This is a genomic window from Arthrobacter sp. RAF14 (assembly GCF_052114185.1).
Taxonomy (GTDB): domain Bacteria; phylum Actinomycetota; class Actinomycetes; order Actinomycetales; family Micrococcaceae; genus Arthrobacter_E.
Genome location: NZ_JBFREG010000001.1, coordinates 1077559 through 1101300 on the forward strand (window position 1 = coordinate 1077559; position 23742 = coordinate 1101300).

25 protein-coding genes, 1 tRNA gene and 1 other RNA gene are annotated in these 23742 nt (G+C 68.4%); 14 read left to right on the plus strand and 13 right to left on the minus strand.

Annotated features, from left to right (window positions below; all coding sequences use genetic code 11):
• Together purU and AB4Y75_RS05070 are read left to right on the plus strand one after the other, a co-directional pair.
• On the plus strand, positions 1-855 hold the full coding sequence (gene purU, locus AB4Y75_RS05065; protein WP_441434765.1) for a formyltetrahydrofolate deformylase: 855 nt from the start codon (positions 1-3) through the stop codon (positions 853-855).
• Between the two features lie 8 nt (positions 856-863).
• Positions 864-1715 carry an HAD family hydrolase gene (locus AB4Y75_RS05070; RefSeq protein WP_441434766.1) on the plus strand — a complete coding sequence of 284 codons (852 nt, stop codon included), beginning with the start codon at positions 864-866 and terminating at the stop codon, positions 1713-1715.
• Positions 1716-1734: 19 nt separating this feature from the next.
• Here the strand turns inward: AB4Y75_RS05070 and AB4Y75_RS05075 are convergent, their stop codons facing one another.
• A complete protein-coding gene (locus AB4Y75_RS05075) occupies positions 1735-2409 on the minus strand; it encodes an SAM-dependent methyltransferase (RefSeq protein ID WP_441434767.1) in 675 nt (224 codons plus the stop codon).
• A gap of 79 nt (positions 2410-2488) precedes the next feature.
• On the minus strand, positions 2489-3895 hold the full coding sequence (locus AB4Y75_RS05080) for an aminotransferase-like domain-containing protein (RefSeq protein WP_441434768.1): 1407 nt from the start codon (positions 3893-3895) through the stop codon (positions 2489-2491).
• Between AB4Y75_RS05080 and AB4Y75_RS05085 the strand changes: the two genes are divergently transcribed.
• From AB4Y75_RS05085 to AB4Y75_RS05095, 3 genes are all read left to right on the plus strand, one after another.
• Positions 3894-4820 carry a DMT family transporter gene (locus tag AB4Y75_RS05085; protein WP_441434769.1) on the plus strand — a complete coding sequence of 309 codons (927 nt, stop codon included), beginning with the start codon at positions 3894-3896 and terminating at the stop codon, positions 4818-4820. The genes AB4Y75_RS05080 and AB4Y75_RS05085 overlap by 2 nt on opposite strands.
• Positions 4820-5431 (plus strand): FMN-binding negative transcriptional regulator, encoded by a 612-nt coding sequence (locus AB4Y75_RS05090; RefSeq protein ID WP_441434770.1) that lies wholly within the window; start codon positions 4820-4822, stop codon positions 5429-5431. Before AB4Y75_RS05085 ends, AB4Y75_RS05090 begins: the two co-directional genes overlap by 1 nt.
• A gap of 114 nt (positions 5432-5545) precedes the next feature.
• The gene (locus tag AB4Y75_RS05095; protein ID WP_441434771.1) at positions 5546-5806 is read left to right on the plus strand and encodes a GlsB/YeaQ/YmgE family stress response membrane protein; all 261 of its coding nucleotides are present in this window, start codon (positions 5546-5548) and stop codon (positions 5804-5806) included.
• An 85-nt stretch (positions 5807-5891) separates the two neighbouring features.
• Here AB4Y75_RS05095 and AB4Y75_RS05100 read toward each other — a convergent pair whose 3' ends face one another.
• Positions 5892-6641 (minus strand): FadR/GntR family transcriptional regulator, encoded by a 750-nt coding sequence (locus AB4Y75_RS05100; RefSeq protein ID WP_441434772.1) that lies wholly within the window; start codon positions 6639-6641, stop codon positions 5892-5894.
• 192 nt (positions 6642-6833) lie between these two features.
• Between AB4Y75_RS05100 and gndA the strand changes: the two genes are divergently transcribed.
• A complete protein-coding gene (gndA, locus tag AB4Y75_RS05105; RefSeq protein ID WP_441434773.1) occupies positions 6834-8270 on the plus strand; it encodes an NADP-dependent phosphogluconate dehydrogenase in 1437 nt (478 codons plus the stop codon).
• Positions 8271-8402: 132 nt separating this feature from the next.
• Here gndA and AB4Y75_RS05110 read toward each other — a convergent pair whose 3' ends face one another.
• The 4 genes from AB4Y75_RS05110 to msrA form a co-directional block, all read right to left on the minus strand.
• Positions 8403-8927, minus strand: coding sequence for a hypothetical protein (locus AB4Y75_RS05110; protein ID WP_441434774.1), 525 nt, complete (start codon positions 8925-8927; stop codon positions 8403-8405).
• A gap of 93 nt (positions 8928-9020) precedes the next feature.
• Entirely contained in the window at positions 9021-9596 is a 576-nt protein-coding gene (epsC, locus tag AB4Y75_RS05115) for a serine O-acetyltransferase EpsC (RefSeq protein ID WP_441434775.1), read from the minus strand.
• A 189-nt stretch (positions 9597-9785) separates the two neighbouring features.
• Positions 9786-10721 (minus strand): cysteine synthase A, encoded by a 936-nt coding sequence (gene cysK / locus AB4Y75_RS05120; RefSeq protein WP_441434776.1) that lies wholly within the window; start codon positions 10719-10721, stop codon positions 9786-9788.
• Positions 10722-10787: 66 nt separating this feature from the next.
• Positions 10788-11312, minus strand: a complete 525-nt coding sequence (msrA, locus tag AB4Y75_RS05125) for a peptide-methionine (S)-S-oxide reductase MsrA (RefSeq protein ID WP_441434777.1) — start codon at positions 11310-11312, stop codon at positions 10788-10790.
• 132 nt (positions 11313-11444) lie between these two features.
• On the opposite strand from msrA, the gene AB4Y75_RS05130 reads away from it, so the two are divergent.
• On the plus strand, positions 11445-12488 hold the full coding sequence (locus AB4Y75_RS05130; protein ID WP_441434778.1) for a Nif3-like dinuclear metal center hexameric protein: 1044 nt from the start codon (positions 11445-11447) through the stop codon (positions 12486-12488).
• A gap of 64 nt (positions 12489-12552) precedes the next feature.
• Complete coding sequence (locus tag AB4Y75_RS05135; RefSeq protein ID WP_441434779.1) at positions 12553-13287, plus strand: zinc ribbon domain-containing protein; 735 nt, start codon at positions 12553-12555, stop codon at positions 13285-13287.
• A 121-nt stretch (positions 13288-13408) separates the two neighbouring features.
• On the opposite strand, the gene AB4Y75_RS05140 is transcribed toward AB4Y75_RS05135, so the two are convergent.
• Entirely contained in the window at positions 13409-14173 is a 765-nt protein-coding gene (locus tag AB4Y75_RS05140) for a YaaA family protein (protein WP_441434780.1), read from the minus strand.
• Positions 14174-14267: 94 nt separating this feature from the next.
• Here AB4Y75_RS05140 and rnpB point away from each other — a divergent pair.
• The 4 genes from rnpB (at position 14268) to AB4Y75_RS05160 (ending at position 17498) form a co-directional block, all read left to right on the plus strand.
• Positions 14268-14644, plus strand: an RNA gene (rnpB, locus tag AB4Y75_RS05145) — RNase P RNA component class A.
• A gap of 202 nt (positions 14645-14846) precedes the next feature.
• Positions 14847-16289, plus strand: a complete 1443-nt coding sequence (locus tag AB4Y75_RS05150; RefSeq protein WP_441434781.1) for a glyceraldehyde-3-phosphate dehydrogenase — start codon at positions 14847-14849, stop codon at positions 16287-16289.
• An 82-nt stretch (positions 16290-16371) separates the two neighbouring features.
• Positions 16372-16563 (plus strand): hypothetical protein, encoded by a 192-nt coding sequence (locus tag AB4Y75_RS05155; RefSeq protein WP_441434782.1) that lies wholly within the window; start codon positions 16372-16374, stop codon positions 16561-16563.
• Positions 16564-16679: 116 nt separating this feature from the next.
• Complete coding sequence (locus AB4Y75_RS05160) at positions 16680-17498, plus strand: HNH endonuclease family protein (protein ID WP_441434783.1); 819 nt, start codon at positions 16680-16682, stop codon at positions 17496-17498.
• Between the two features lie 33 nt (positions 17499-17531).
• On the opposite strand, the gene AB4Y75_RS05165 is transcribed toward AB4Y75_RS05160, so the two are convergent.
• Entirely contained in the window at positions 17532-18038 is a 507-nt protein-coding gene (locus AB4Y75_RS05165) for a GNAT family N-acetyltransferase (RefSeq protein ID WP_441434784.1), read from the minus strand.
• 90 nt (positions 18039-18128) lie between these two features.
• Between AB4Y75_RS05165 and AB4Y75_RS05170 the strand changes: the two genes are divergently transcribed.
• A complete protein-coding gene (locus tag AB4Y75_RS05170; protein ID WP_441434785.1) occupies positions 18129-19016 on the plus strand; it encodes a LysR family transcriptional regulator in 888 nt (295 codons plus the stop codon).
• A 62-nt stretch (positions 19017-19078) separates the two neighbouring features.
• Here AB4Y75_RS05170 and AB4Y75_RS05175 read toward each other — a convergent pair whose 3' ends face one another.
• Together AB4Y75_RS05175 and def are read right to left on the minus strand one after the other, a co-directional pair.
• Positions 19079-19921, minus strand: a complete 843-nt coding sequence (locus AB4Y75_RS05175; RefSeq protein ID WP_441434786.1) for an acyltransferase domain-containing protein — start codon at positions 19919-19921, stop codon at positions 19079-19081.
• Between the two features lie 3 nt (positions 19922-19924).
• The gene (def, locus tag AB4Y75_RS05180) at positions 19925-20509 is read right to left on the minus strand and encodes a peptide deformylase (RefSeq protein WP_441434787.1); all 585 of its coding nucleotides are present in this window, start codon (positions 20507-20509) and stop codon (positions 19925-19927) included.
• A gap of 219 nt (positions 20510-20728) precedes the next feature.
• Between def and AB4Y75_RS05185 the strand changes: the two genes are divergently transcribed.
• Positions 20729-22522 (plus strand): BCCT family transporter, encoded by a 1794-nt coding sequence (locus AB4Y75_RS05185; protein ID WP_441434788.1) that lies wholly within the window; start codon positions 20729-20731, stop codon positions 22520-22522.
• 17 nt (positions 22523-22539) lie between these two features.
• On the opposite strand, the gene AB4Y75_RS05190 is transcribed toward AB4Y75_RS05185, so the two are convergent.
• Both AB4Y75_RS05190 and AB4Y75_RS05195 read right to left on the minus strand, forming a co-directional pair.
• A complete protein-coding gene (locus AB4Y75_RS05190) occupies positions 22540-23391 on the minus strand; it encodes a PhzF family phenazine biosynthesis protein (protein WP_441434789.1) in 852 nt (283 codons plus the stop codon).
• Positions 23392-23582: 191 nt separating this feature from the next.
• A tRNA-His gene (locus AB4Y75_RS05195) sits at positions 23583-23658 on the minus strand.
• Positions 23659-23742: the final 84 nt, after the last annotated feature.

The following is a 23742-nucleotide window of genomic DNA, read 5'->3' on the forward strand; positions in this document are numbered from 1 at the left end:
ATGGCGGGAACCGAGTACGTCCTGACCCTGGACTGCGGCTGGTACACGGGGATCGTCTCCGCCGTCTCCGGCCTGCTGGCCGAGCGGGGCTGCGACATCGAGGACATCAAACAGTTCGGTGACCGCGTGGGCCGGCATTTCTACATGCGACTGCATTTCGAGGCGCCGGAGGGCCTGGAGCTGGTCGAACTGGAGAACGCCTTCGGGCCGCTCACGGAGCGCTTCGACATGAACTGGAAGATCCGGCCCGCGGCGGAGAAGACCAAGGTGCTGGTCATGGTCTCCAAGTTCGGGCACTGCCTGAACGACCTGCTGTTCCGGGCCAGGATCGGCGAGCTGCCCGTGGAGATCGTGGCCGTGGTGTCCAATCACGAGGACCACCGCGGGCTCACCGAGTGGCACGGCATCCCGTTCCACCACATCCCGGTGACCAAGGACAACAAACCCGAGGCCGAGGCCGAGCTGCTCGCCCTCGTGGACCGCTACGAGGCGGACCTCGTGGTCCTGGCCCGCTACATGCAGGTCCTGTCGGACGCCCTGGCGACCCGGATGGCCGGCCGCGTCATCAACATCCATCACTCCTTCCTCCCGTCGTTCAAGGGCGCCAAGCCCTACCATCAGGCGTGGGACCGCGGCGTGAAGACCGTGGGCGCCACGGCGCACTACGTCAACGCGGAATTGGACGAAGGGCCGATCATCGCGCAGCAGGTCATCGAGGTGGACCACACGCATGCGCCGGAGGACCTCGTGGCCGTGGGCCGCGACGCCGAGTGCAAGGCGCTGTCCAACGCCGTGCGCTGGCACTGCGAGGGCCGTGTGGTGCTCAACGGGAACCGGACCGTGGTCCTGAGGTGACCGTTCCCATGACGGCGAGCAGGACACCGGCCGGACGCGTGGTCCGGCCGGCACGGCCCCGCCTCGTGGCCAGCGATGTGGACGGCACCATCATGGGCCCCGACGGGTCCATCTCCGCCCGCACCCGTGCCGCCTTCCGGAGTGCACGGGATGCCGGGCTGGAGGTGGTCTTCGTGACCGGCCGTCCGATCCGCTGGCTCGGGCCACTCGAGGAGCAGCTGGATCATGCCGGAACGGTCATCTGCTCGAACGGCGCCGTGGCCTGGGACATGAGCCGGCGGGAGGTCATCACTGCGGAGGCCTTCGGGCTCTCGGAGGCGCTGCATCTCCAGGCGGTGATCCGCGCTCTGCACCCGGAGGCGGGGTTCTCCAGCGAGCTCGTGACGGGTCCGCACCGCGAGGCCGAGTTCGTCCGGCTCCATCCGGGCCTTCCGGTGGAGGCTCAGGTGATCGGGCCGCTGTCCTCGACGCTGGGCCCGGATGCCGCCGTCGTCAAGCTGCTCGCCATCTCACCGATGCTCTGCGCCGAGGAGTTCCACGCTCTCATCGCACCCGCCGTGACAGGCCTGGCGCACGTCACCTACTCGGACGTCAACCGCCTGGCGCTGCTGGAGCTCGCCGTCCCGGGGGTCACCAAGGCGCGGACGCTGGAGCGTCATGCGGCGTCCCTGGGCATCGACGCGTCCGAGGTCATCGCGTTCGGCGACATGCCCAACGACGTCGAGATGCTCTCCTGGGCGGGGGAGGGATACGCCATGGAAGACGGTCATCCCGAGGCCCTCGCGGCCGCCGCGTTCAGCGCGCCTGCGTGCGCGGACGACGGCGTGGCCCGGGTTCTGGAGACGGTGCTGGCACGCTGAAATCCGCGGAGCCTCGGGTTCACCGGAGCCGGGTCGCCCGGACCACCAGATCGTGGAGGGACAGCTCGCGCTCCGGCATGTTCAGGCTGCGGCGCCGTTGCTCCGCCGCGTCGATCGTCCAGCGGTCCGGGTCCAGTACGGCCACCGTGTCAGCCAGGGTGACGGTGGCCTCCTCCGGGGCGTGGCCGCCGTCGTGGCCATGCGGGTTCCCGTGTGTGTGGTCCGGAGCGGAATGCCGGACGTCGGAGACGTGTCCGTGCAGGTGTCCCACGATCAGCAGGGTTCCGCCCACCGTCACCCAGTCCGCGATCCGCCGGTAGAACTCCAGCTGCGGTATGGCGGGGTGCGCGTAATTGGTCACCACCAGGTCGAAACGCCCCTCCGGCTCCCAGCCCGTCAGATCCGCCTCCACCCACCGGACCCGGTCCAGGACACCGGCCTCCGAGGCGAGTGCCGCGGCCTCCCGCAGAGCGTGCGGCGACAGGTCCGCGCCGGTCACGGTCCAACCATGAGCGGCGAGCCAGACGGCTTCCGCTCCGGTCCCGCATCCCGCGTCGAGCGCCGTGCCGGGCGTCAGGCCGGCGAGCTGCTCCTCCAGATACGGGTTCGGGGGCGTGGGACGGCCGACGGACTCCCGCCAATGGTCGTCCCAGTACTGCTTGTCGAAGCTGTGCGTCACGTGGCGGCCTTTCATCCCGGGTCTCCCTCAGCATCCCGGCCGCGGCGCGCGCTGGCAAGCCCGTTTGCTGAAGGAGCAACACCGGACCGGGCAGTCAGTTCTCCGCCAGTACCTCGGAGATGATCTTCGCGGCCTCCGGGAACCGTTCGGGATTGGCGCCGGAGTAATTGAGGCGGACATAGGGGCCCGACGGTTCCGCGGGGAACCACTCGGTCCCGGGCGCGATGATGACACCCCGGCTCTCACAGTTGCGCGCCACCTGTTCCGGGCTCGTGCCCTCGGGCAGGCGCGCCCACAGGTTCAGGCCGCCCGGGGGAGCGAAATCCACCTGCGCCAGAGGCGCATGCTCCCGGAGTGAACCCAGCAGCAAGTCCCGGCGGTCCCTGAGCTGACGCCGGAAGCCTTTGAGGTGGCTACGCCATGACGGCTGAGTGACGACGTCGAGCGCCGCCGCCTGGAGCAGACCGCTCACGTACATCGACTCGGCCGCTCGGTCGGCCAGAATGCGTTCCCTCGCCGGGCCCCTGGCGATCAGCGCGGCGACCCGCAGGGACGGGGAGACGCTCTTGGTGAGTGAGCGCAGGTAGATCACATGCCCGTGGTCGTCCTGAGCGGCGATCGGGTGTGGTTCGCTGTCGATCCCCAGATCGTGGGCCCAGTCGTCCTCGATGAGGAACGCTCCATGCCGGTGCACCACCTGAAGGATCTCCAGCCCGCGCTCGCGGCTCCACTGGGCGCCGCTCGGATTGGCGTAGCTCGGCTGCGCGTAGAAGGCCCGGGCGCCCGTCTCCTCGAAGGCGCGTTCGACGTCGGCCGGATCGGGCCCGTGCTGACCTGCGGGCACGGGCACCAGGGTGATCCCGGCCTGGGCCGCCGCCAGAATCGCGCCCCAGTAGCTGGGCGATTCGATCATCAGCGGCTGTCCGGGACCCACCAGTGCGCGGAAGATCGAGCTGAGCCCGCTCTGACTTCCGGAGAGCACCAGGACGTCCCGGGCGCTGGGTGGCGTGACGTCCACCGGAGCCGATGCCGCGAGCTCGGCCGCGAACCACGCTTGCAGCTCGGGGAGCCCCGCAGCGGGGGAGCGTCCCATGGCGGCGTCGGTCCGTCCCGCGCGGGCGATGGCCGCCCTGACGAGCCGTTCCGGGAGCAGCTCGCGGGCCGGATATCCGGAGTGCAGCCCGATGGCGTCCGGCACGACGGTGCGCTGGGTCGACGAGAGGGAGGAGCCCCGCGACGGCGGAGCACCGAGTGCCGCCGTCTGCCAGCCGTAGTCCACGGGCCGGGTCGCCCGCACGCCCCGCACGAAGGTCCCCACGCCCGGTCGGCTCTCGATGAGCCCCAGCGACGCGAGGGTCCGCATCGCCTTCTGCACGGTGACCGGGCTGGCGCCGTACTCGGCCATCAGCGCCCGGTTGGACGGAACCTTCGCGCCCGGAGCGGCCGTGGAGATCCAGGCCCGCAAGCCCTGGACGATGCGCCCGGTGCTATCATGATTCATGAAAGTACATAGTAGCGTTACTCTCATTCAACCGACAGTGCTATCCAGGCATCCCGGCCTCTGGTGGGGCCTGCTGGGCGTCGTGGCTTTCTCCTTCACCCTTCCCTTCACCCGCATCGCGGCCACGGGTCTTCCCGCCCTGTTCATCGGCTCGGCCCGCGCCGTGGTGGCCGCCGTGCTCGCCGGGTGCGCCCTGGCACTCACCCGGCAACGGCCGCCGAGCCGGGCGCAATGGTTCCGGCTGGCGATCGTGGCCGCGGGCGTCGTCGTCGGGTTCCCGGTGCTCACCTCGTACGCCCTGACGAGCGTTCCGGCCAGTCATGCCGCCGTGGTGATCGGCCTGCTGCCCGCCGCGACGGCGGTCCTGGCCGTCCTCCGCACCCACGAGCGGCCCGCGCCGTCCTTCTGGGTGTTCTCGGCACTCGGGGCGGTGTGTGCGGTGGCCTTCGCCTCCGCGCAGGGTGGGGGACTCGGGGGTCTGCAGTGGGCGGACGCCCTGCTCTTCGCCGCAGTGCTCGCGGCCGCAGCCGGTTACGCCGAGGGCGGCCTCCTCTCCCGCGAACTCGGTTCCTGGCAGACCGTGTCCTGGGCCCTGGTGCTCGCGGCACCCCTCATGACGGTCCTCACGCTGGTGTCCGCCGACAGCCGCCTGCTGCTCGCAGGCCCGGCTCAGTGGTGGGCTTTCGCGTACCTGGCCGTGGTGAGCATGTTCCTGGGATTCTTCGCGTGGTACCGGGGACTCGCCATCGGGCCCATGGCCCAGGTGAGCCAGATCCAGCTCACCCAGCCCGTCATGAGCATCCTCTGGGCCGCGCTGTTCCTGGGTGAGGAACCCGGCTGGCCCACTCTTCTGGGCGGCGTCGCCGTCATCGTGTGCGCCGCGCTCGCGGTGCGCACCCGCCTCGCGCGTACGAAAGGACTCTGATGCGCCATACGCCCCGTTACCTCATGACCGACCCCGCCGAGGTCAAACGGCTCATCCGCCACCATCCGTGGGCGACCTTCGTCTCGCCGTCCTCGCAGGGCCTCATCGCCTCCCACTATCCGGCCATCCTGGATGAGGACGAGGAAGGGATCGTGATCGTCAGCCACTTCGGCCGGCCCGACGAGTCCCTGCATGAACTGGGTGAGCACCAGATCCTGGTGATCATCCAAGGACCGCACGACTACGTCTCCCCGAGCTGGTACGCGCCCGGCGAGCTGGTGCCCACCTGGAACCACGTCACCGCGCATCTCTACGGAACCCCGGAGATCCTCAGCGAGGAGGAGAACTACGCCATGCTCGGCAAGCTCACCGACCACTTCGAGCAGCACCTGCCGCACGGGCGGAGCCTGAGCGAGGACGAGGAGGGGACCCGCCGCCTGGCGAAAGGCACCGTGGGGCTGCGGATGCGGGTCACCCGCTTCGACGCGCGGGCGAAACTGAGTCAGAACAAGGCACCGGACACGGTGCACACCATCGTCGACGAGCTCGGGAAACGGAACCCGGCCCTGGCCGAGGAGATGCGGCGGGTCCATCCGACGGAGCGGGGATGATGCTCTGGTCCGGCACACCCCCGAAAGTCGGGTCCGCCACCGCCGGGAATCTGAAGGTAATCTGAAAGAAGCCTCAACCGGGCTCTGAGAAGGCTTTCTACAGAAAGGTTCATCATGGGATTTCTTGGTTGGATCGTCCTTGGACTCATCGCCGGCGCTATTGCAAAGGCCCTCATGCCGGGCCAGCAGGGCGGCGGCTGGCTGGCGACGCTGCTCCTCGGAGTGGTGGGCGCCCTGGTCGGCGGCTGGATCGGATCCGCCGTCTTCCACGTCGGTCTGAATGAATTCTGGTCCCTGTCCACCTGGCTGCTGGCGATCGTCGGCTCGCTGGTGGTCCTCTTCATCTGGGGCCTGGTCACGAAGAAGCGCGCCTGACGGCGACACGACGACGGCGGGGCCGGTCCTTCGGGACCGGCCCCGCCGTCGTCGTACCGGGATCCTGGTGCGGGGGAGGCTCGCGCTAACCCTGCGTGCTGAGCGGCTTGAGGGGCACGAACACGCGAGGCTGGCCCGCCCACTGGGGGGAGAGGTCCTCGATGGTCTCGTTGATCAATTTGGCCGAGGCGCGTCGGGCGGCGGTTGCCTTGCCGTCCAGGATCGCGCGGGCCACGTCGAGGTGCCACTGCAGGGCCTCCTCTTTCGGCTGGCTCGGCATGAGTCCGTGGGCCGTGCGTCCGGCCAGGGTCTCCGTGACCTGCCCGATCAGCGTGGCGAACATTTCATTGCCGGAACCACTGAGCACGAGTGCGTGGAAACGGGCATCGAGTTCCAGGAAGCGCTCGAGCTTGCCCTGGCGGCCCACCCTCGCCATCTCTTCGGCCACCTGCAGCAGCTCGCGCCGCATGGCGAAGGGTGCGTTCTGCGCCGCCAGTTCACTGGCCACGGGCTCCACGGCGGAGCGCAGTTCCGCGAGGGACCGCAATTGCGCGCCCCGCGCGTCGCTGTCCATCTTCCAGCGGATCACGTTCGCGTCGAAGGGATTCCAGGCGTGCGCCGGGCGCACCCGGATGCCCACGCGTTTGATGCTCTCCACCATGCCGATGGACTGCAGGACGCGGACGGCCTCCCGCACCACGGACCTCGACACCTTCAATTCCCCCTCGAGGCTCTCCGCCAGCATGACGTGACCCGCGGGAAGTTCCCCGGTCACGATCTTGCGACCCAGGATCTCAAGTGCCTGATGGTGAAGGCTGGGCTGACGGCTCGTCATCGATGTCGAAATCCTCAGGGTGAAGTGGTCAAATGTGATGTAACAACCAGCGTAGGCACTTCCGGTGGATTCCGCCGCGACTACGTGAAATGTGCTTCACCTTACAGCTGGCTCTTCCGTCGCCGGTGTCCAGGACGTAGGGTTGAAAACGCCTTGTTAAAATCAGATTACTAGCATTGACTTGGAGTGTAGATGCCTGCACAAATCGGTGTCACCGGTCTCGCCGTCATGGGGGCCAATCTGGCCCGGAACCTCGCCCGGAACGGCTTCACGGTCGCTCTGCACAACCGCTCCGTGGAGAAGACGGACGCCCTGCTCGCCGCCCACGGTGACGAGGGCGATTTCGTCCGCACGGAGAGCCTCCAGGAACTCGTCGACTCTCTCGAGAAGCCGCGCCGCGTGCTCATCATGGTGAAGGCGGGTGCTCCCGTCGATGCTGTCGTGGATCAGCTCGTCCCGCTGCTGGATGAGGGCGACATCGTGATCGACGCCGGCAACTCGCACTACACGGACACCCGTCGCCGCGAAGCCGCGCTGGCGGAGAAGGGCCTGCACTTCGTGGGCGTCGGTGTCTCCGGCGGTGAAGAGGGCGCCCTGAACGGGCCGTCCATCATGCCCGGCGGTTCCAAGGAGTCCTACGAGGCTCTCGGCCCGCTGCTGGAGAAGATCTCCGCTCACGTGGACGGCGAGCCGTGCTGCGCCTGGATCGGCACCGACGGCGCCGGTCACTTCGTCAAGATGGTCCACAACGGCATCGAATACGCCGACATGCAGGTCATCGGCGAGGCCTACGATCTGCTGCGCAGCGCCGCCGGCATCGAGCCCGCGGAGCAGGCCAAGATCTTCGAAGAGTGGAACAAGGGCGAGCTGTCCTCCTTCCTGATCGAGATCTCCGCCGAGGTGCTCGCCCACGTGGACGCCAAGACCGGCAAGCCGTTCGTGGACGTCGTGGTCGACTCCGCAGGCCAGAAGGGCACGGGCCGCTGGACCGTCCAGTCCGCACTGGACCTGGGCTCCCCGGTGTCCGCCATCGCCGAGTCCGTGTTCGCCCGCGGCATCTCCTCGCAGCGCGCCCAGCGGGCCATCGCGCAGGAGACCCTGGAAGGCCACGAGATCGAGGTGGCGATTCCGGAGAACTTCGTGGAGGACGTCCGCCAGGCCCTCTACGCCTCCAAGCTCGTCAGCTACGCGCAGGGCCTGGACATGCTCACGAGCGCCGCGAAGGAGTACGGCTGGGACCTCAAGCTGGACGAGATCGCCTCGCTGTGGCGTGCCGGCTGCATCATCCGCGCCGAGCTGCTCAAGGACATCATGGCCGCCTACAAGGGTGATGAGAAGCCGGAGAACCTCCTGTTCGCCCCCGCCTTCGCGAAGTCGATCGGCGAGGCCGTCCCGGCCTGGCGCCGCGTCGTGGCGACCGCCGTGCAGCTGGGCATCCCGGTTCCGGTGTTCTCCTCCTCGCTGGCCTACTACGACGGCCTGCGCCGCAAGCGCCTCCCGGCCGCTCTGATCCAGGGCCAGCGTGACCTCTTCGGAGCTCACACCTACGGCCGCGTGGATGAAGAGGGCACGTTCCACACCCAGTGGAGCGGCGATCACACCGAGGTCAGCGCAGTCGACACCCACTGACGCACCCGCACGACGACGGCGGCCCCACCGGAAGGTGGGGGCCGCCGTCGTCGTTTCTCGTGTGTTGCGTGCTCAGTTGTTGCGGGTGTCCGAGCGAATCATCCGCAACAACTGAGCACACAACGGAGGTGGTCAGTCCTTGCCGAGGTGCCTGGCGATCGTCTTCATCTCCGGGGCGAAGGCGTAGACGGTCCCGTTCTCCCCGGACACCCACCACTTTCCGCAGTAGTGACTCGTTTTACGTTCCTGGCCCGCCGGCCACCAGCCGGCGGTGAGGGTGGCCTCCAAGATGAAGTCGTCGGCTTTCTGCGTGTTCTCGGCATCCGCTTGGGGACTCGGTGCGGCGCCGGAGGGAAGCGCCTTGCACTGAGCGGGGAGACCCGACACCTCGCCGGAGTACTTCAGGATCCGCTCGGCGCCGGTGGTCCGGATGACCTCACGGACGTCCGTGGCTCCGGCCGGGATCCAGGCGGGGGCCACACCGTCCTTCGTGGCTTCGGCCCCGCTGGGCCAGTCGTGGCTCTCCCGTTTGTCGTAATTGTCGGCCAGGGGGGTGAAGCCGCAGGCACTCAGCGGCAAGAGGACGGCACCGGCCAGTCCGAGGACCTTCAACTGCTGTGCCCGGCCGCGTGTCTCGCTGTTCTTCGTGGTTCTCATACCATCCACGCTATGAGCGGCCCGCTCATAGCGCCTCGGACCGGGGACGGACTTGAGCCGGGCCGCTCTCGCCCCGGGGTCGGAGAGACCGGCTCAGATGTAGTAGTACTCCGCGGGGTCCACGGCAGGCTTCGTTTCGACCTCGGCCACGCGGGGCCGCCAGGTGGCGGGGATGCCGGTGACGATCGAATTGGCCGGGGCGTCCTTCACGACGACGGCGTTGGCGCCGATCGCGGAGTCATCACCGATGACGATGGGGCCCAGGACTTTGGCGCCGGCGCCGATGGTGACCCGGTTGCCGATGGTCGGGTGCCGCTTGACCTTGGCCAGGGACCGCCCGCCGAGGGTGACCCCGTGGTAGATCATGACGTCGTCGCCGATCTCGGCGGTCTCGCCGATGACCACGCCCATGCCGTGATCAATGAAGAAGCGCCGCCCCACGGTGGCGCCGGGGTGGATCTCGATGCCCGTCATGCACCGGGTCAGCTGGGAGAGCACCCGGGCGGGGAAACGCAGGGCCGGGTTCTGCCACATCCGGTGCGTCACCCGGTGGACCCAGATGGCGTGCAGTCCCGAGTAGACGAAGAAGTTCTCCGCGGACCCGCGGGCGGCGGGGTCATGGGAGCGGGCGCTCTCGAGGTCCTCTTTCAGGCGGGTGAAGAAGCTCACGCTGTCCTTCGGGTCGCCGTACACGGGCGCGTACGTGGTGGATTCTGAACGGATAACCAGCTCGGCCGGGAAAGAATTCCCCGGGCAGCCGACTGCCCGACGTCGCCCTCGGTCCGTGGGTCCGGCATCCGATGATGCGTGGACTCCGGGAACGGGAGGGGCGACGCCGGGCAGGCGAAGCCGGGAGGATCAGCCGCGGATGTCGTCGTACAGGACGGTGGAGATGTACCGCTCGCCGAAGTCCGGAACGACCGCCACGATCAGCTTGCCCTTGTTCTCGGGACGCTTGGCCAGCTCCAGGGCGCCCCAGACGGCCGCACCCGAGGAGATGCCGCCGAGGATGCCTTCCTTGACGCCGAGCGCGCGAGCGGTGGCCACGGCGTCCTCGAGGCTCGCGTCCAGCACCTCGTCGTAGATGCTCGTGTCCAGGACCTCCGGGACGAAGTTGGCGCCGAGGCCCTGGATCTTGTGCGGGCCGGGTGCGCCGCCGTTGAGGATGGGGGAGTCCTTGGGCTCCACGGCCACCACCTGGACGGAGGGCTTGCGTTCCTTGAGGACCTGGCCGACGCCGGTGATGGTGCCGCCGGTGCCCACGCCGCCGACGAAGATGTCCACTTCACCGTCGGTGTCGGCCCAGATCTCCTCGGCCGTGGTGGTGCGGTGGATCTCCGGGTTGGCCGCATTCGCGAACTGCTGGGCCCAGATGGCGTTCTCCGTGTTGGCCACGATCTCCTGGGCCTTCTCGACGGCGCCGCGCATGCCCTCGGAACCCGGGGTCAGGACGATCTCGGCGCCGTAGGCGCGCAGCATGACACGGCGCTCGGTGGACATGGTCTCCGGCATGGTCAGGATGACCTTGTAACCGCGGGCCGCGCCGACCAGGGCCAGGGCGATGCCCGTGTTGCCCGAGGTGCCTTCGACGATGGTGCCACCCGGCTTCAGCGCGCCGGCCTTCTCGGCCGCGTCGATGATGGCCACGCCGATGCGGTCCTTGACGCTGTTGGCCGGGTTGTAGAACTCCAGCTTCACGGCGACCGTGGCGTCCAGGCCCTCGGTCAGACGGTTCAGCCGGACCAGGGGGGTCCGGCCGATGAGCTGAGTGACGTCATCGTAGATACGTGCCATGGTGTACTGCTGCCTATCTCCAGGTGGATGGTTTAGCAAAAGCCTAGTGAGCCGGTTCACCCGGCGTCATGACTTCAGCCATGCGGAGTAATATTTCCGGGCCTTGGCCAGCTTGGGATTGATGATCACCTGACAGTACCCCTGCCCGGAGTTGTTGGCGTAGTAATCCTGGTGGATCGCCTCGGCCTCGTGGAAGCGGCTGGCACGAGTCACCTCGGTCACGATCGGGGCGCTCCAGAGCGCCTGGTTGCGCTCGATGGCGGCGCGGAACAGCTCGGCCTCCTCCTCGTCCTGATAGAACATCGCGGACCGGTACTGCGTGCCGACGTCGTAGCCCTGACGGTTCAGGGTGGTGGGGTCGTGCAAGGCGAAGAACATGTCCAGGATGACGTCGGCCGGGATGATGTCCTCGTCGAAGGTGACCGCCACCGCCTCGGCATGCCCCGTGGTGCCGGAGCAGACCTCGTAATACCCCGGGTCGGGCACGTGCCCGCCGATGTAGCCGGAAACAACAGAAGTGACGCCGCGCGTCTGCTGGTACACCGCGTCAAGGCACCAGAAGCAGCCGCCGGCCAGGATGAAAGTTCTCACAGCATGCTCAATGGCCGGTGGGGCCGAAATGTTCCCCGGACCGACCCGGACGGGTTCAGCTCTGGGAGAAGCGCTCCTCCGGTGCGCGGAGGATCCGGACCCGTCCGGGGCCGGGTGCGGTAGAACTTGAGTATGCACAACGAGACGCACGGCAGCCACGGACCGGCCCTGGAAGGGCAGGTTCCGCCCACCGCCGCCGCAGAACCGTCCGAGCAGGACCACCCCGGACGGGGCCTTGAGGACGGCGGGGACGCGACGACGGCGGCCGGCGGGACCGTTCACGCTCTTCCGGGGGACGACGCCGCGGCTCCCGTTCCGGAGACCCAGGTCCCGACGCTCGCCGAGGTGCTGCTCGCCGTGGAGGAGCTCTGGCCCGAGTCACTCGCGGAGGACTGGGACCGGGTGGGACTGGTCACCGGCCGTCCCGAACAGCAGGTGCGCCGGATCCGGTTCGCAGTGGATCCCACCGAGGAAGTGGTCCAGGAAGCCGTGGACCTGGGGGTGGACCTGCTGATCACCCATCACCCGCTCCTGCTCCGCGGCGTGAGCTCCGTCGCGGCCACCACCGCGAAGGGCCGTGCCGTCCACCTGCTCATCGAGAACGGCGTGGCGCTCCTGACGGTGCACACGAACGGCGACTCCGCGGTGGGCGGTGTGTCCGACGTGATCGCCGACGCTCTGGACCTGCAGGAGCGTGAGCCGCTCACTGCGGCGCGGAACGGCCTGCCCGAAGAAGGCGTGGGCCGGGTCGGGACGCTCGGCGCGCCGATCACCCTGGCCGATCTGGCCGCGCGCTTGTGCGGCTTCCTCCCCTCCGTGGCCGGTGGTGTCCGGGTCGCGGGGGACCGGGATGCGCTGGTGCAGCGCGTGGCGGTCTGCGGCGGCGCGGGCGACTCCCTCTTCGACGATGTCAGGGCACGCCAGGCCGATGTCTACATCACGGCGGACCTCCGGCACCACCCGGCGTCGGAGGCTCGCGAGACGGCCCGCGGTGGCCGTCCGTACCTCATCGATGTGTCCCATTTCGCGAGCGAATGGCTGTGGCTGCCGGCCGCGGCGCAGGCGCTCGACAACGTTCTCGAGGATCAGGGTTTCCCGGTGGAGATCGGGGTCAGCGGGATCAACACGGACCCCTGGGACTTCATCCTCACGCCCCATGGCGACCAGGATGCCTAGGGACTAGGCTTCAAGGCAGTGCGGCGGCGCGGACCGTCCGTCGCCACCGACCAGGAGGCAGCACATGGCCAAATCGCCGGCATCGGAGCAGCTCAAGCTTCTGGAGCTCCAGTCCTTGGACGGGCACCTGAAGTCCCTCGAGGGGCGCCTGCGCCAGATCGACCAGGACCCCCGGGTCCCTGTGCTGCTGGCGGCATTGCAGGACGCGACCTCGTTGGAGGCGGAGGCGTCCTCGGCAGTGGACGAACTCCGGGGACGGCTCGCCACACTGGAAGCCGAAGTCTCCGAACTCGACACCAAGATCGAACGGGACACCACCCGGCTCAACGCGGGCGGTCTGTCCAAGGATCTCGTGGCTCTGCAGAAGGAGATCGAGACGCTCAGCCAGCTCAAGTCGGGCCGTGAGGACACCGAACTGGAACTCATGGAGGAGCTGGAAGCGGCGGATGCGACTCTGGCGGAACGCGCCAGAGGCACCGCGGAGGCGGCGGCCGCGCTGCAGAGTGTGCAGGACGAACTGGCTGCCCGGCGAGCGGAGACCGAGGCGGAGCAGTCAGGCGTGCTGGCGGAGCGACAGGCCTTCGCCGACACCGTGGAGCCGGGTCTGCTGGCGCTCTACGAGAAGACCTTGATCCGTCGCGGTGTGGGAGCGGCACGGCTGTTCCACGGCCACAGCGAGGGATCCGGCATGGACCTGAGCCCCGGCGACCTCGCCGAGGTCCGGGCCGCCGCAGAGGACGACGTGGTCTACTGCCCGGACTCCGGTGTCATCCTGGTGCGCAGCCCCGAATGGAACTGAGAACGGCCGGTGCCCTGCCGGCCCGGTGCCCGGCCCCCGCTCCGTGAGGGCCCGGCCCCCGCTCCGTGAAAGCCCGGCCCCCGCTCCGTGAGGGCGCGGGCCGAGGGCTCAGTCCGAGGTTTCAGTCCGTGAGGATGATGTTCAGGGCGTGCGCCTTGCCCGCCGTGCCGGGCACGAGTTCCGCCCGGTAGAGCTCCGATGCGGCCTTGAGCAGCTGCTCGGGAGTCTGAGGCGCCTTGCCGCGGCGGGTCAGCAGGTGCCGGGCCAGCTCGCCACGGGTGTGCTTGGCGAAGTGGCTGACGACGCTGCGTTTCCCGTCGCGCTCGCGGAACACGTTCACGGCCACGGTCTGCTCCGCAGGCGGGACCCAGGCGGTCGCGTAGGTGCTGGACCGGCAGTCGACCAGGAGTTCGCCGGTGATCCGGGGAGCCAGCGCTTCGGACAGGCGAGGCTTCCAGTAGGAGGCGAGGCGGCCCAGCCCGGCCAGCGCGGTGCCCATGGACAGGCGGTAGGCGGGCACGGCGTCGTCGAACTTGAGGGCGCCCCAGAGCGCCGAGATGATCACGACGGCGTCGTCCGCCTTGCGCTTCTGCGCCGCTGTCAGCGAGGCGTAGCCGAGGGCGTCGTAGAGGACGCCGGAGTAGACGCTGTGCGCCGGGGCGGCGGACTCGTGCCGGAGCCGGGTGTTGCGGGCCACCTCGGCGTGCAGTGAGGCCCCCACCCCGAGAAGCTCCAGTGCGTCCTCATGGGCGCTGACCGTGCCCAGGGCCTCCAGCACCTCGGCCCGGGCGGTGTTCAGCTCCGGGAAGCTCAGGGCGGGGAAATCGACACCGGGCCCCTGGGCGGCCGCGGTCTTTCCTTCGGAAGGAGGGAGGAGGATCAGCACCGTTCGATGGTAGCGAATCGCCGGGTGCCTCTCCGTCCTTCCCCGCGCCGTGTGGCGGGCGGCCGTGCTGTCGCCGGATACAATGAACGCTGGACGGGTTGGCTGGGCGATCGCGTTGACGCTTCGGCGTCACCGAGGAAAGTCCGGGCTCCGCAGAGCAGGGTGGTGGGTAACGCCCACTCGGGGTGACCCGCAGGCCAGTGCCACAGAAAACAGACCGCCACGCGCCTCGGCGCGGGGTAAGGGTGAAACGGCGGTGTAAGAGACCACCAGCTCCCCGGGTGACCGGGGAGGCTAGGTAAACCCCACCTGGAGCAAGGCCAGACAGGATGTGCTTGAGGGCTGCTCGCCCGAGCATCCGGGTAGGCCGCTTGAGGCCACTGGCAACAGTGGTCCTAGATGGATGATCGCTACGCCGCACCTGGCAACGGGTGCGGCTGACAGAACCCGGCTCACAGGCCAACCCGTCCACTCATCTCCGTTTGTGACTGATGTCACCGGAGTCCCGTCCCGGAGGCCGCCTCCGGGACGATAAACTGGATACCGAACGCTGTTGTTCACCCCGCCGGGCCTGCGTTCGCCTAGGCGGTTTTTTCATGCCCTGAACTCCCGGTGGCGAACTGCGCCCGATGACGCGCGCAGTAGTAGAGCGCAGAAAAGAAAGGTTCCTTGAGTGAGTCAGAACTCCGAGTCCTTCGAGCAGTGGATGAGCCGTGAGGCCAAGGCCGAGGCGATGATCCCGATCGTCGGCCGCCTGTACCGCGACAACAATGTGGTGACGAGCATCCACGGGCGCAGCCTGATCAACAAGTCCACCATGCAGATCCTCAAGGCGCACCGCTTCGCCCGCCGGATCAGCCAGCGCGAGCTGACCCTGGAGGACACCCTGCCCCTGGTCGAGGCCATCGACCGCCTCGAGCTTGGCGCGGCGGCCGTTGACCTCGCCCTCCTGAACGAGAAGTACCACGACACCGCCGCAGGGCGTCCGCTGGAGGAGTTCCTCCGCGAGGAGCTCGCCGCCGTCGTCGGCCGTCAGGGCGCCGACGACCGCACCAGCCAGGACGTGGTCCTCTACGGTTTCGGCCGCATCGGCCGCCTGCTGGCCCGGATCCTCGTGGAGAAGCACGGCGGCGGCCAGGGCCTGCGCCTGCGCGCCATCGTGGTCCGCAAGGGCAGCGACAACGACCTCGCGAAGCGCGCGAGCCTGCTCCGCCGCGACTCCGTCCACGGCCCGTTCGAGGGCACCATCCAGGTGGACGAGGAATCCCAGACCATCACGGTCAACGGCATCCGCATCCAGGTCATCTACTCGGACAGCCCGTCCACCGTGGACTACACGGCCTACGGCATCGAGGACGCCCTCGTGGTGGACAACACCGGCCGCTGGCGTGACGCGGAGGGCCTCAGCCAGCACCTGCAGAGCAAGGGCGCGGCCCGCGTGCTGCTCACGGCTCCGGGCAAGGGCGATCTGAAGAACATCGTGCACGGCATCAACCACGGCGTGATCTCGGACGAGGACACGATCGTCTCCGCCGCGAGCTGCACCACCAACGCGATCACCCCGGTCCTGAAGGCCATCAATGACAAGTTCGGCGTGCTGCATGGCCACGTCGAGACGGTGCATTCCTTCACCAATGACCAGAACCTGATCGACAACTTCCACAAGGGTGATCGCCGCGGCCGGTCCGCCGCGCTGAACATGGTCATCACCGAGACCGGTGCGGCCAAGGCCGTCGCCAAGGCCCTGCCGGAGCTGGCGGGCAAGCTGACGGGCAACGCCATCCGCGTCCCCACACCGGATGTGTCCATGGCGATCCTGAACCTCAACCTGGAGAAGGGCACCACCAAGGACGAGGTCAACGAGTACCTCCGCGAGCTGTCCCTGCATTCGGGCCTGCGCAAGCAGATTGACTTCATCGACTCGCCCGAGGTGGTCTCCACGGACTTCGTCGGCTCGCGCCGCACGGGCATCGTGGACGGCCTCGCCACGATCGCCAACGACAAGAACCTGGTCCTCTACGTCTGGTACGACAACGAGTTCGGCTACAGCTGCCAGGTGGTCCGCGTCATGGAGGAGATGGCCGGAGTGAACCCGCCGGCCTTCCCCGCCGCCTGAGCATTTCCGCTTCAAGCTGAGAGGTCACGCCACCCTGGCGTGGCCTCTCGCTTTTAAGGCGCCGCGGGATCAAGATGGCTGCATGGAACACGACACCACCTTGGAACACGCACTCGATATCGCCACCGCCAACAGCAAGGAGGCGCATCGCCTGCTCGATCAGGCGAAGGCCATGCTCGCGAACGGCGACGTCACCCAGGAACGGGTGAACCAGCTCCAGGAACTCGCCGACGCGGCGGACGCAGACCTGGTCAGGGTCCGGAAAGACCAGTAGACCGCCGGCCTGTGTGTGAGGTTTTCCACATCCTCGCCTCAGGTCGCGAATCCTGTCAGTGACCCCTCATAGGCTGGACCGGTGCGGACATCGGTCCGGTCTGGAAGGGGTTGTCTGTGAGCGTGAACTGGGCCGGTTACCGGCGACGACGACGGCGCTCCCGGTCCGCCGCGGCCTTCCTCGCCGCTGTGACGGCGGCGGTCGTGGGCCTCCTGGGCTGGCTCTTCCTGCGCGGTCAGTTCGAGCTCGGGGACGGCGGCTCCGGCCCCACCACCGCCCGGCTCTACGACATGGCGTGGATGAAACCCCTGCCCGGGGTGCACGCCGTCCCGGACGCCTCCGCCCGTTCGGTGCTGGACGCCCTTCCGGTGGCGGCCAAGGAGTCGTCGCGTGGCTATGAACGCACCGTCTTCGGGCAGGCCTGGGCCGATGAGGACCGCAACGGCTGCGACACCCGCAACGACATCCTGCGCCGGGATCTGGACGCCGTGACCTTCACGGCGAGTTCCGCGCGGACGCAGTGCCGGGTGGCCACCGGCCAGCTGTGGGACCCGTACACCGGTCACCACATCCCGTTCGAGCGCGGGCAGGGGAGCAGTCAGGTCATCCAGATCGACCACGTGGTGGCGCTGGCCGAGGCCTGGAAGAGCGGCGCGGATCATCTCAGCCCGGTGGAGCGCCAGACGCTCGCCAACGATCCGCTCAATCTTCTCGCCGTGGACGGGCCGTCCAATCAGCAGAAGAGCGCCCAGGACGCGTCCACCTGGCTCCCCGCCAATCGCGGGTTCCGCTGTCACTATGTGGCCCGGCAGGTGTCCGTGAAGTACAGCTACGGCCTGAGCGTCAGCCCCCAGGAGCGGGACGCCATGCGCCGGGTGCTGGACGGGTGCCCGGACCAGAGCGCCATCGCGCGTCCGGCGGTTCCTGCCCGCTGATCCACGTGTGCGGACTCGGCTGACTGATCAGGACTACTTGAGTTCCAGGTACACGTCGGCGCGGTCCAGGGCCAGGGCGTAGTAGTCCTTGACCGGGACTTCATCGGGCCGGATCGCGACGAAGCCCGCCGCCCGGTACAGCCGCAGCGCGCTGGTCAGGGAGTGGTTGGTGCTCAGGAAGAGCCGACGGCCGCCGAGCGCCGAGGCGCGTTCGACGGCTGCCTGTACCAGGAGGCCACCGATCCCTCGGCCGCGGGCCGAGCGGCGCACGCCCATCTTGGCGAGTTCGAACACGTCGTCGGGGTACGCCACCAGCGCCACCGCTCCAAGCACCCCAGCCGTGGTCTGGTCCCGGGCGAGGAGTACGTCGCCGCCGGGTTCGATGATGCTGTGCTGTGGATCGCCGAGTGCGTGTAGGTCTTCCGGTTCCACCTGGAAATGCTCGGTGAGCCACTCCTCGCTGATCTGTCGGAAGGCGAGAGCGTCCTCCGACCCGCGGAGGGAGTCGATGGCGATGCCGAGCGTGGGCTGTTGCGTCATGGCGGTGTCCTTTCAAGCGTGGAAACAGTCTGTCCAGAGGCGATCGAGAAGTCCAATAAATCAGAATGCTCAGATTGATACGATTTCCTTATGGATGGATCTCTGGAGCTGAAACATCTCCGTGCGTTCGCCGTTCTGGCGGAGGAACTCCATTTCGGACAGGCCGCTTTCGAACTGGGTATCGCGCAGCCGGCGCTGTCCCAGAGGATCCGGCAGATGGAGGATCTGCTCGACCTCCGGCTGTTCGAACGGACCTCACGCCAGGTGTCCCTCAGCGAGGCGGGAGCCGCGTTCCTCCCCCGGGTCCATGAGCTGCTGGACCGCCTGGAACGTGACGTCGAGGAGGCGAAACGAGTGGCGCGTGGTGAGACGGGCCGTCTGGACCTGGCCTTCATCACCTCGGCCGGGGTGATCGTCAGCGGGCACCTGCAGGGCTTCGCCACGGTGCGGCCGGACGTCCAGGTGCGGCTGTCCAACGGCGACACCACCCAGGTCCTGGACCAGCTCCGGCGTGGCAGCTGTGACATCGGGATCGTCCGCGACGCGGAGCCTGAGGAGGGGATCCTGCTGAGCACTCTGAGCCGGGAGGATTTCGTGGCGGTGCTGTCCGCGGACCACCCGGCGGCAGGGGCCGGCGAGGTGAGCGCCGCTGAGCTGCTGGAATCACCCCTGATCCTGTTCCCGCGGAGGAGCGGACCGCGGGCCTACGATCTCAACGTGAAACCGTTCCGGGACCTCGGGGTGGAACGCCGCGCCGATCAGGAGTGCACGGAATGGCACACCATCATCCAGCTGGTCTCCCGTGGCCTGGGCATCACGATCGCGCCGGAGAGCGTCACCAGAGAGTTGCCGGTGGGCGCGGTCCGGATGGAACTGAGCGGCCCGGAGCGCTACACCACCGAGGTGCAGCTCGCGACGCGCGACGGCGACCACCGGGCCGTCGTGTCCGCGTTCCGGCAGACCGCAGGCGTCCTCTGAGCCGGGCGTCCTCTGAGCCGGGCGGAGCGGAGGCGCCGAACGGATCGGCGAGGAGGCCGGGCTCAGCCGCGCGGCAGCGTCAGGTGACCGTGCCCGAGGCCCCAGGCGCCGCCGTCGTCGATGTGCTCCAGCACCGCGCGCTGCAGTGAGCTGTCGCGGGGCAGCCGGTCCAGGCCGTCCAGTCCACGCTTGCGGAACGTGAAGTACACGGCGTCCGTGGGGGAGTCGCTCGTGCGGTCCAGGGTGAAGCGCTCGGCGAAGGCCGCCATGTTGCTGCCGGGGACCCGGCGCGCCAGTTCGGGATCCAGGAGCCAGGAGATGCATTCGGCACTGCGGACCGGCTGGTCCGGGAAGTACTGCGCGAAGAAGGCGACCGCCTGCTGGAAACTCGCGTCGACCACCGCGGGGGAGAGACCGCCGCCTTCCGGGATGTGGACGGAAAGAATCCACTCGCCGGGCTCGGCCCAGTCCTCGTCCTCGTGATGGGGGAGCAGATGGAATTGCAGTCTGCCCAGCTGGAAGAGATTGCCGGCGAAATGCAGGGAGAGCCAGCCGAAGGTCTCGAAACCGAACGTCCCGAACACCCGGCGGTTGATGTCCACATGGCGGCCCAGATCCGCGAGCGTGGCGGTCACGATGTCGTGAGGGATGCCGAGGCCGTCCCAATACGCCAGCAGCTCGGGCGTGAAGCGCGCGTACGCTTCCAGCCAGCCGAACTCGTCGACGTCACTCTTCGGGGCGTATCCGCCGGGGAACCTCCCGAGCCGCTCTCGCAGGATCGCCAGGGCGGTCTGCGCGCCCTCGCTGGGCTCGCGGTCCAGGAGCGCCAGGACGGCGGCCCGGTCGGCCTCCTGGATGCCGAGCAGGGTCAACAGTTCCGCGGAATCCATGTCAGACGGTGCCACGGCTCAGTCCTCCGTGTCGTGACCGAAGGGATCCGGATCCACGCCGGGCATCCACGTCAGGCCGGGGACGCCCCAGCCGTTGCGCTTCACCTGGCGCTTGGCGCGGCGGGCGTAGCGGTCGATGAGGCGGTCCACGTAGAGCAGCCCGTCCAGATGGTCGTACTCGTGCTGCATCACGCGGGCGAACCAGCCGGTAGCCTCGAAGGAGACGGGCTCACCGAAGCCGTCGAAGCCGTCGACGCGAACCCATTCGGCGCGCTGGAGCGGGTAGTGCTCACCGGGGAAGGAGAGGCAGCCCTCCACATGGTCCTCGGGATCCGGAGCGGCGCCGGACACCTTGGAGAGTGTGAGGCGCGGATTCACCAGGACTCCCTGGGGCGGCACCCCGTCCTCATTGGCGTACTTGTAGACGAAGATCCGCAGCCCGACGCCGATCTGCGGGGCCGCCAGGCCCACACCGTTCGCCGCGTCATTCGTCTCGAACATGTCGGCGATGAGCGTGCGCAGCTCGTCGTCGAAAACGGTGACCTCGTCGGCCCGGCGATGGAGCACCGGTTCGCCCCAGATAGTCACAGGACGGACTGCCATGGCCGCCACTTCCCCTCTTGCCGATGTGCGATGAACGAATAAGGCCGCATCGGTATCCGATACGGCCAAGCTGGGACGGAGCCCTGGAGCTGTGCCACGGGGCACGTCCGGAAACATTACCGGAAGGGGCAAGCCGGGACAAACCGCCAGGCACCATGGGCGCCGCCCGGCGGGATCGTCGGCTTGCCCGCCGATTCAGCCCCTGGATACGGTCGAAGCATGAGTACGGAGAGCCAGAGCCCGCCCGTCCCTTCCACCATCACGTCCCGGACCGGGATCGCCCGCTGGGTGTTCTGGCCCACCGCGGTCATCGTCCTCGCCTTCGTCACGGCGACCATCATCAGCCCCGAGGGCATGAGCGTCGGCATCGCGGCCGTCCAGGGTGCGATCATCGCCAATTTCAGCTGGTGGTACGTGCTGCTCGCCTTCGGGTTCGTGCTCTTCTGCGTCTATCTGGGGTTCTCCCGCAAGGGTGACGTCAAATTGGGCAGGCCCGACCACGATCCGGAGTTCTCCCTGCTCAGCTGGTTCGCCCTGCTCTTCGCGGCAGGCATGGGCATCGGCCTGGTGTTCTACGGGGTGACGGAGCCGCTGACCCACTTCGCCACTCCGAAGCCCTCCCTCGCGGAGCAGCACCTGCAGCCGAGCGCGCAAGCGCAGGAGGCCATCGCCACCACCTTCCTGCACTGGGGATTCCAGCCCTGGGCGATCTACGTCGTCGTCGGCCTTGCGCTGGCTCACGCCATTCACCGCCGGGGGAGGCCGCTCGCCGTGCGCTGGGCCCTCGAACCGCTGTTCGGTGAGAAGGCGATGCGCGGCGGCTGGGGCAACACGATCGACGTCGTGGCGCTGGTGGGCACCGTGTTCGGCGTGGCCACGTCGCTGGGGCTGGGCGTGACCCAGATCAGTGCAGGCCTCAAGTCGCTGGGCGTGATCGCCCCGGACAACCACTGGATCGAATACGTCATCATCGTGGTGGTCACGTGTTTCGTGCTGTGGTCGGTTCTCTCGGGCGTCTCCCGGGGCATGAAGTGGCTCTCCAACATCAACCTGATCCTCGCGGGCGCCCTGCTGCTCTTCATCCTGATCGTCGGACCCACGCAATTCCTGGCCAAGGAGATCGTGCAGTCGGTGGGCCACTATCTGCAGAACTGGCTCGGGATGTCCACGGACACGTCCGCATTCACGGGCGACGCCGGGGTGGCCTGGCAGGCCTCCTGGTCCACCTTCTACTGGGGCTGGTGGATGAGCTGGGCGCCGTTCGTGGGCGTGTTCATCGCGCGGATCTCCCGTGGCCGCACGGTGCGGGAGTTCATCCTGGGCGTGGTGCTGGTGCCGGCGCTCATCACCTTCGTGTGGTTCGGCGTCCTGGGTGGCACGGCGATCTTCCACGAGATGAACAAGTCGGAGGGCTACACCTCGGTGATCGCCGCCGACGGCAGCGTGGACGCCAACGCCGCCCTGTTCCAGGTGCTGGAGCAGCTCCCCGCCGGAGGCCTGCTCGTGGTGGGCGCGATCATCCTCTCCGCCATCTTCTTCATCACGTCCTCGGACTCCGGATCCCTGGTGATGGCCATGCTGGCCACCGGTGGCGACACCGAACCGCGGAACTGGATCCGGGTGTTCTTCACCCTCGCGACGGCGGCACTGGCCGCGGCGCTGCTGCTGGCGGGCGGTCTCGCCGCCATCCAGACGCTCGCGGTCTCCATCGCGCTCCCGTTCAGCGTCGTGATGATTCTCATGTGCGTGGCGACCTTCAAAGCCCTCCAGCGGAACGTCCGGCGGGCCGACCGCCTGCGCCGGGAAGCGCTCGTGGCGGACCTCTCGGAGAAGTTCGGCCTGGAGTCCGACGACGACGCCATCGAGTCCGGCCCGCGCAACGCGGACGTGTGGTGGGACGGTCTCAGCAGCCGCCGTCAGCAGGCGATCGTCATGGGCGTGACCAAGGCCGCCCAGACGCTGCCCGCGGAACACCGCGAGAAGCTGCTGGGGCGGCGTAAGCGCAAGGAGTAGCAGGGGAGGGGATCGTTCTACAGGAGAACGGTCCCTTCCACGGCGTCGCGCACCGCACCGCCGACCCAGAGCTGTCCCTCGGCGTCCCGGCTGAGGTGCAGCCGGCCTGCGCGCCCGATCCCGGTGCCCTGATGGGCGATGTACGGCGGTTCCAGCACGCCCTCGCGTGACAGCCAGCCCGCCAGTCCGGCGTTGAGGCTTCCCGTCGCGGGGTCCTCGGCGGTGCCCTGGGAAGTCAGGGTGATGCCGCGCACCTCCAGGACGGACGTCTCGCCGTCGAGCCGGGGGTGCAGAGCGCACATTCCGGCTTTGACGCCCAGCGCGCGCAGCACGGCCGACTGCGGACGGGCGGCGTGAAGGCTCTCGACGTCGCGCAGGAGGAGGCCCATCCACCGTGCGCCGTTGTCGATCCAGCACGCGTCGAGCAGCGCGTCGGCCGGCAGCTCCAGGGCCTGGAGCACCTCGGCACGCAACTCCTCCGCGACGGGGTCCAGGACCGGGTCCGGAGCCGCGAAACTCAGCAGTCCGCCGTCGCGCCGCACGCGGACCAGCCCCTGCGCGCACTCCTGCACCACGTGCTCAGCGTTCCGGGGTGTGCCGCCGGCCGCGAGCCAGGCGTGGCAGCTGCCCAGGGTGGGATGGCCCGCGAAGGCCAGCTCGGTGAGCGGGGTGAAGATCCGGACCCGGTAGTCGGCTTCGGGGGACTCCGGCGGGAGCAGGAAGGTGGTCTCGGAGAGGTTCGTCCAGCGGGCGAACTCCCGCATCTGCTCGGTGTCCAGGTCCGCGCCGTCGAGGACGACCGCGAGCGGGTTGCCCCGGTAGGAGGCTCCGGAGAACACATCGACCTGCCGGAAGGGGCGCTGGCGCATGGGGATCCTCGCTGTGGGCGGAGTGGCTTCAGGGATCATTCTGCCTGGTCGGCCTGTCACAAGCCTTCAACGCCGCGTTGGCTGACAGGTCCAGGGTCCGGGCAACCGGTAGAGGACATCCCGCGATCCTCGCGCAAGGAAACGACGGGAAAAAAGAAGTGGCGAGGTTCAGAACTGAACCTCGCCACACATGGGGTGAGCGACGGGGGTTGAACCCGCGACCTCCTGGACCACAACCAGGCGCTCTGCCAACTGAGCTACGCCCACCATGCGGCTTTCGACGGACCGGTTTTCCCGGTGTTCCCCCGAAAAGCAACGTCCACTAGCTTACCTGCTCCGGAACCCACTTCG

Excerpts from the sequence above, each read along its gene's own strand:
- purU (WP_441434765.1), top strand. The coding sequence starts at position 1 with ATGGCGGGAACCGAGTACGTCCTGACCCTGGACTGCGGCTGGTACACG.
- AB4Y75_RS05070 (WP_441434766.1), top strand. The coding sequence starts at position 864 with ATGACGGCGAGCAGGACACCGGCCGGACGCGTGGTCCGGCCGGCACGG.
- AB4Y75_RS05075 (WP_441434767.1), bottom strand. The coding sequence starts at position 2,409 with ATGAAAGGCCGCCACGTGACGCACAGCTTCGACAAGCAGTACTGGGAC.
- AB4Y75_RS05085 (WP_441434769.1), top strand. The coding sequence starts at position 3,894 with ATGAAAGTACATAGTAGCGTTACTCTCATTCAACCGACAGTGCTATCC.
- AB4Y75_RS05080 (WP_441434768.1), bottom strand. The coding sequence starts at position 3,895 with ATGAATCATGATAGCACCGGGCGCATCGTCCAGGGCTTGCGGGCCTGG.
- AB4Y75_RS05090 (WP_441434770.1), top strand. The coding sequence starts at position 4,820 with ATGCGCCATACGCCCCGTTACCTCATGACCGACCCCGCCGAGGTCAAA.
- AB4Y75_RS05095 (WP_441434771.1), top strand. The coding sequence starts at position 5,546 with ATGGGATTTCTTGGTTGGATCGTCCTTGGACTCATCGCCGGCGCTATT.
- AB4Y75_RS05100 (WP_441434772.1), bottom strand. The coding sequence starts at position 6,641 with ATGACGAGCCGTCAGCCCAGCCTTCACCATCAGGCACTTGAGATCCTG.
- gndA (WP_441434773.1), top strand. The coding sequence starts at position 6,834 with ATGCCTGCACAAATCGGTGTCACCGGTCTCGCCGTCATGGGGGCCAAT.
- AB4Y75_RS05110 (WP_441434774.1), bottom strand. The coding sequence starts at position 8,927 with ATGAGAACCACGAAGAACAGCGAGACACGCGGCCGGGCACAGCAGTTG.
- cysK (WP_441434776.1), bottom strand. The coding sequence starts at position 10,721 with ATGGCACGTATCTACGATGACGTCACTCAGCTCATCGGCCGGACCCCC.
- AB4Y75_RS05130 (WP_441434778.1), top strand. The coding sequence starts at position 11,445 with ATGCACAACGAGACGCACGGCAGCCACGGACCGGCCCTGGAAGGGCAG.
- AB4Y75_RS05135 (WP_441434779.1), top strand. The coding sequence starts at position 12,553 with ATGGCCAAATCGCCGGCATCGGAGCAGCTCAAGCTTCTGGAGCTCCAG.
- AB4Y75_RS05155 (WP_441434782.1), top strand. The coding sequence starts at position 16,372 with ATGGAACACGACACCACCTTGGAACACGCACTCGATATCGCCACCGCC.
- AB4Y75_RS05165 (WP_441434784.1), bottom strand. The coding sequence starts at position 18,038 with ATGACGCAACAGCCCACGCTCGGCATCGCCATCGACTCCCTCCGCGGG.
- AB4Y75_RS05170 (WP_441434785.1), top strand. The coding sequence starts at position 18,129 with ATGGATGGATCTCTGGAGCTGAAACATCTCCGTGCGTTCGCCGTTCTG.
- def (WP_441434787.1), bottom strand. The coding sequence starts at position 20,509 with ATGGCAGTCCGTCCTGTGACTATCTGGGGCGAACCGGTGCTCCATCGC.
- AB4Y75_RS05185 (WP_441434788.1), top strand. The coding sequence starts at position 20,729 with ATGAGTACGGAGAGCCAGAGCCCGCCCGTCCCTTCCACCATCACGTCC.
- AB4Y75_RS05190 (WP_441434789.1), bottom strand. The coding sequence starts at position 23,391 with ATGCGCCAGCGCCCCTTCCGGCAGGTCGATGTGTTCTCCGGAGCCTCC.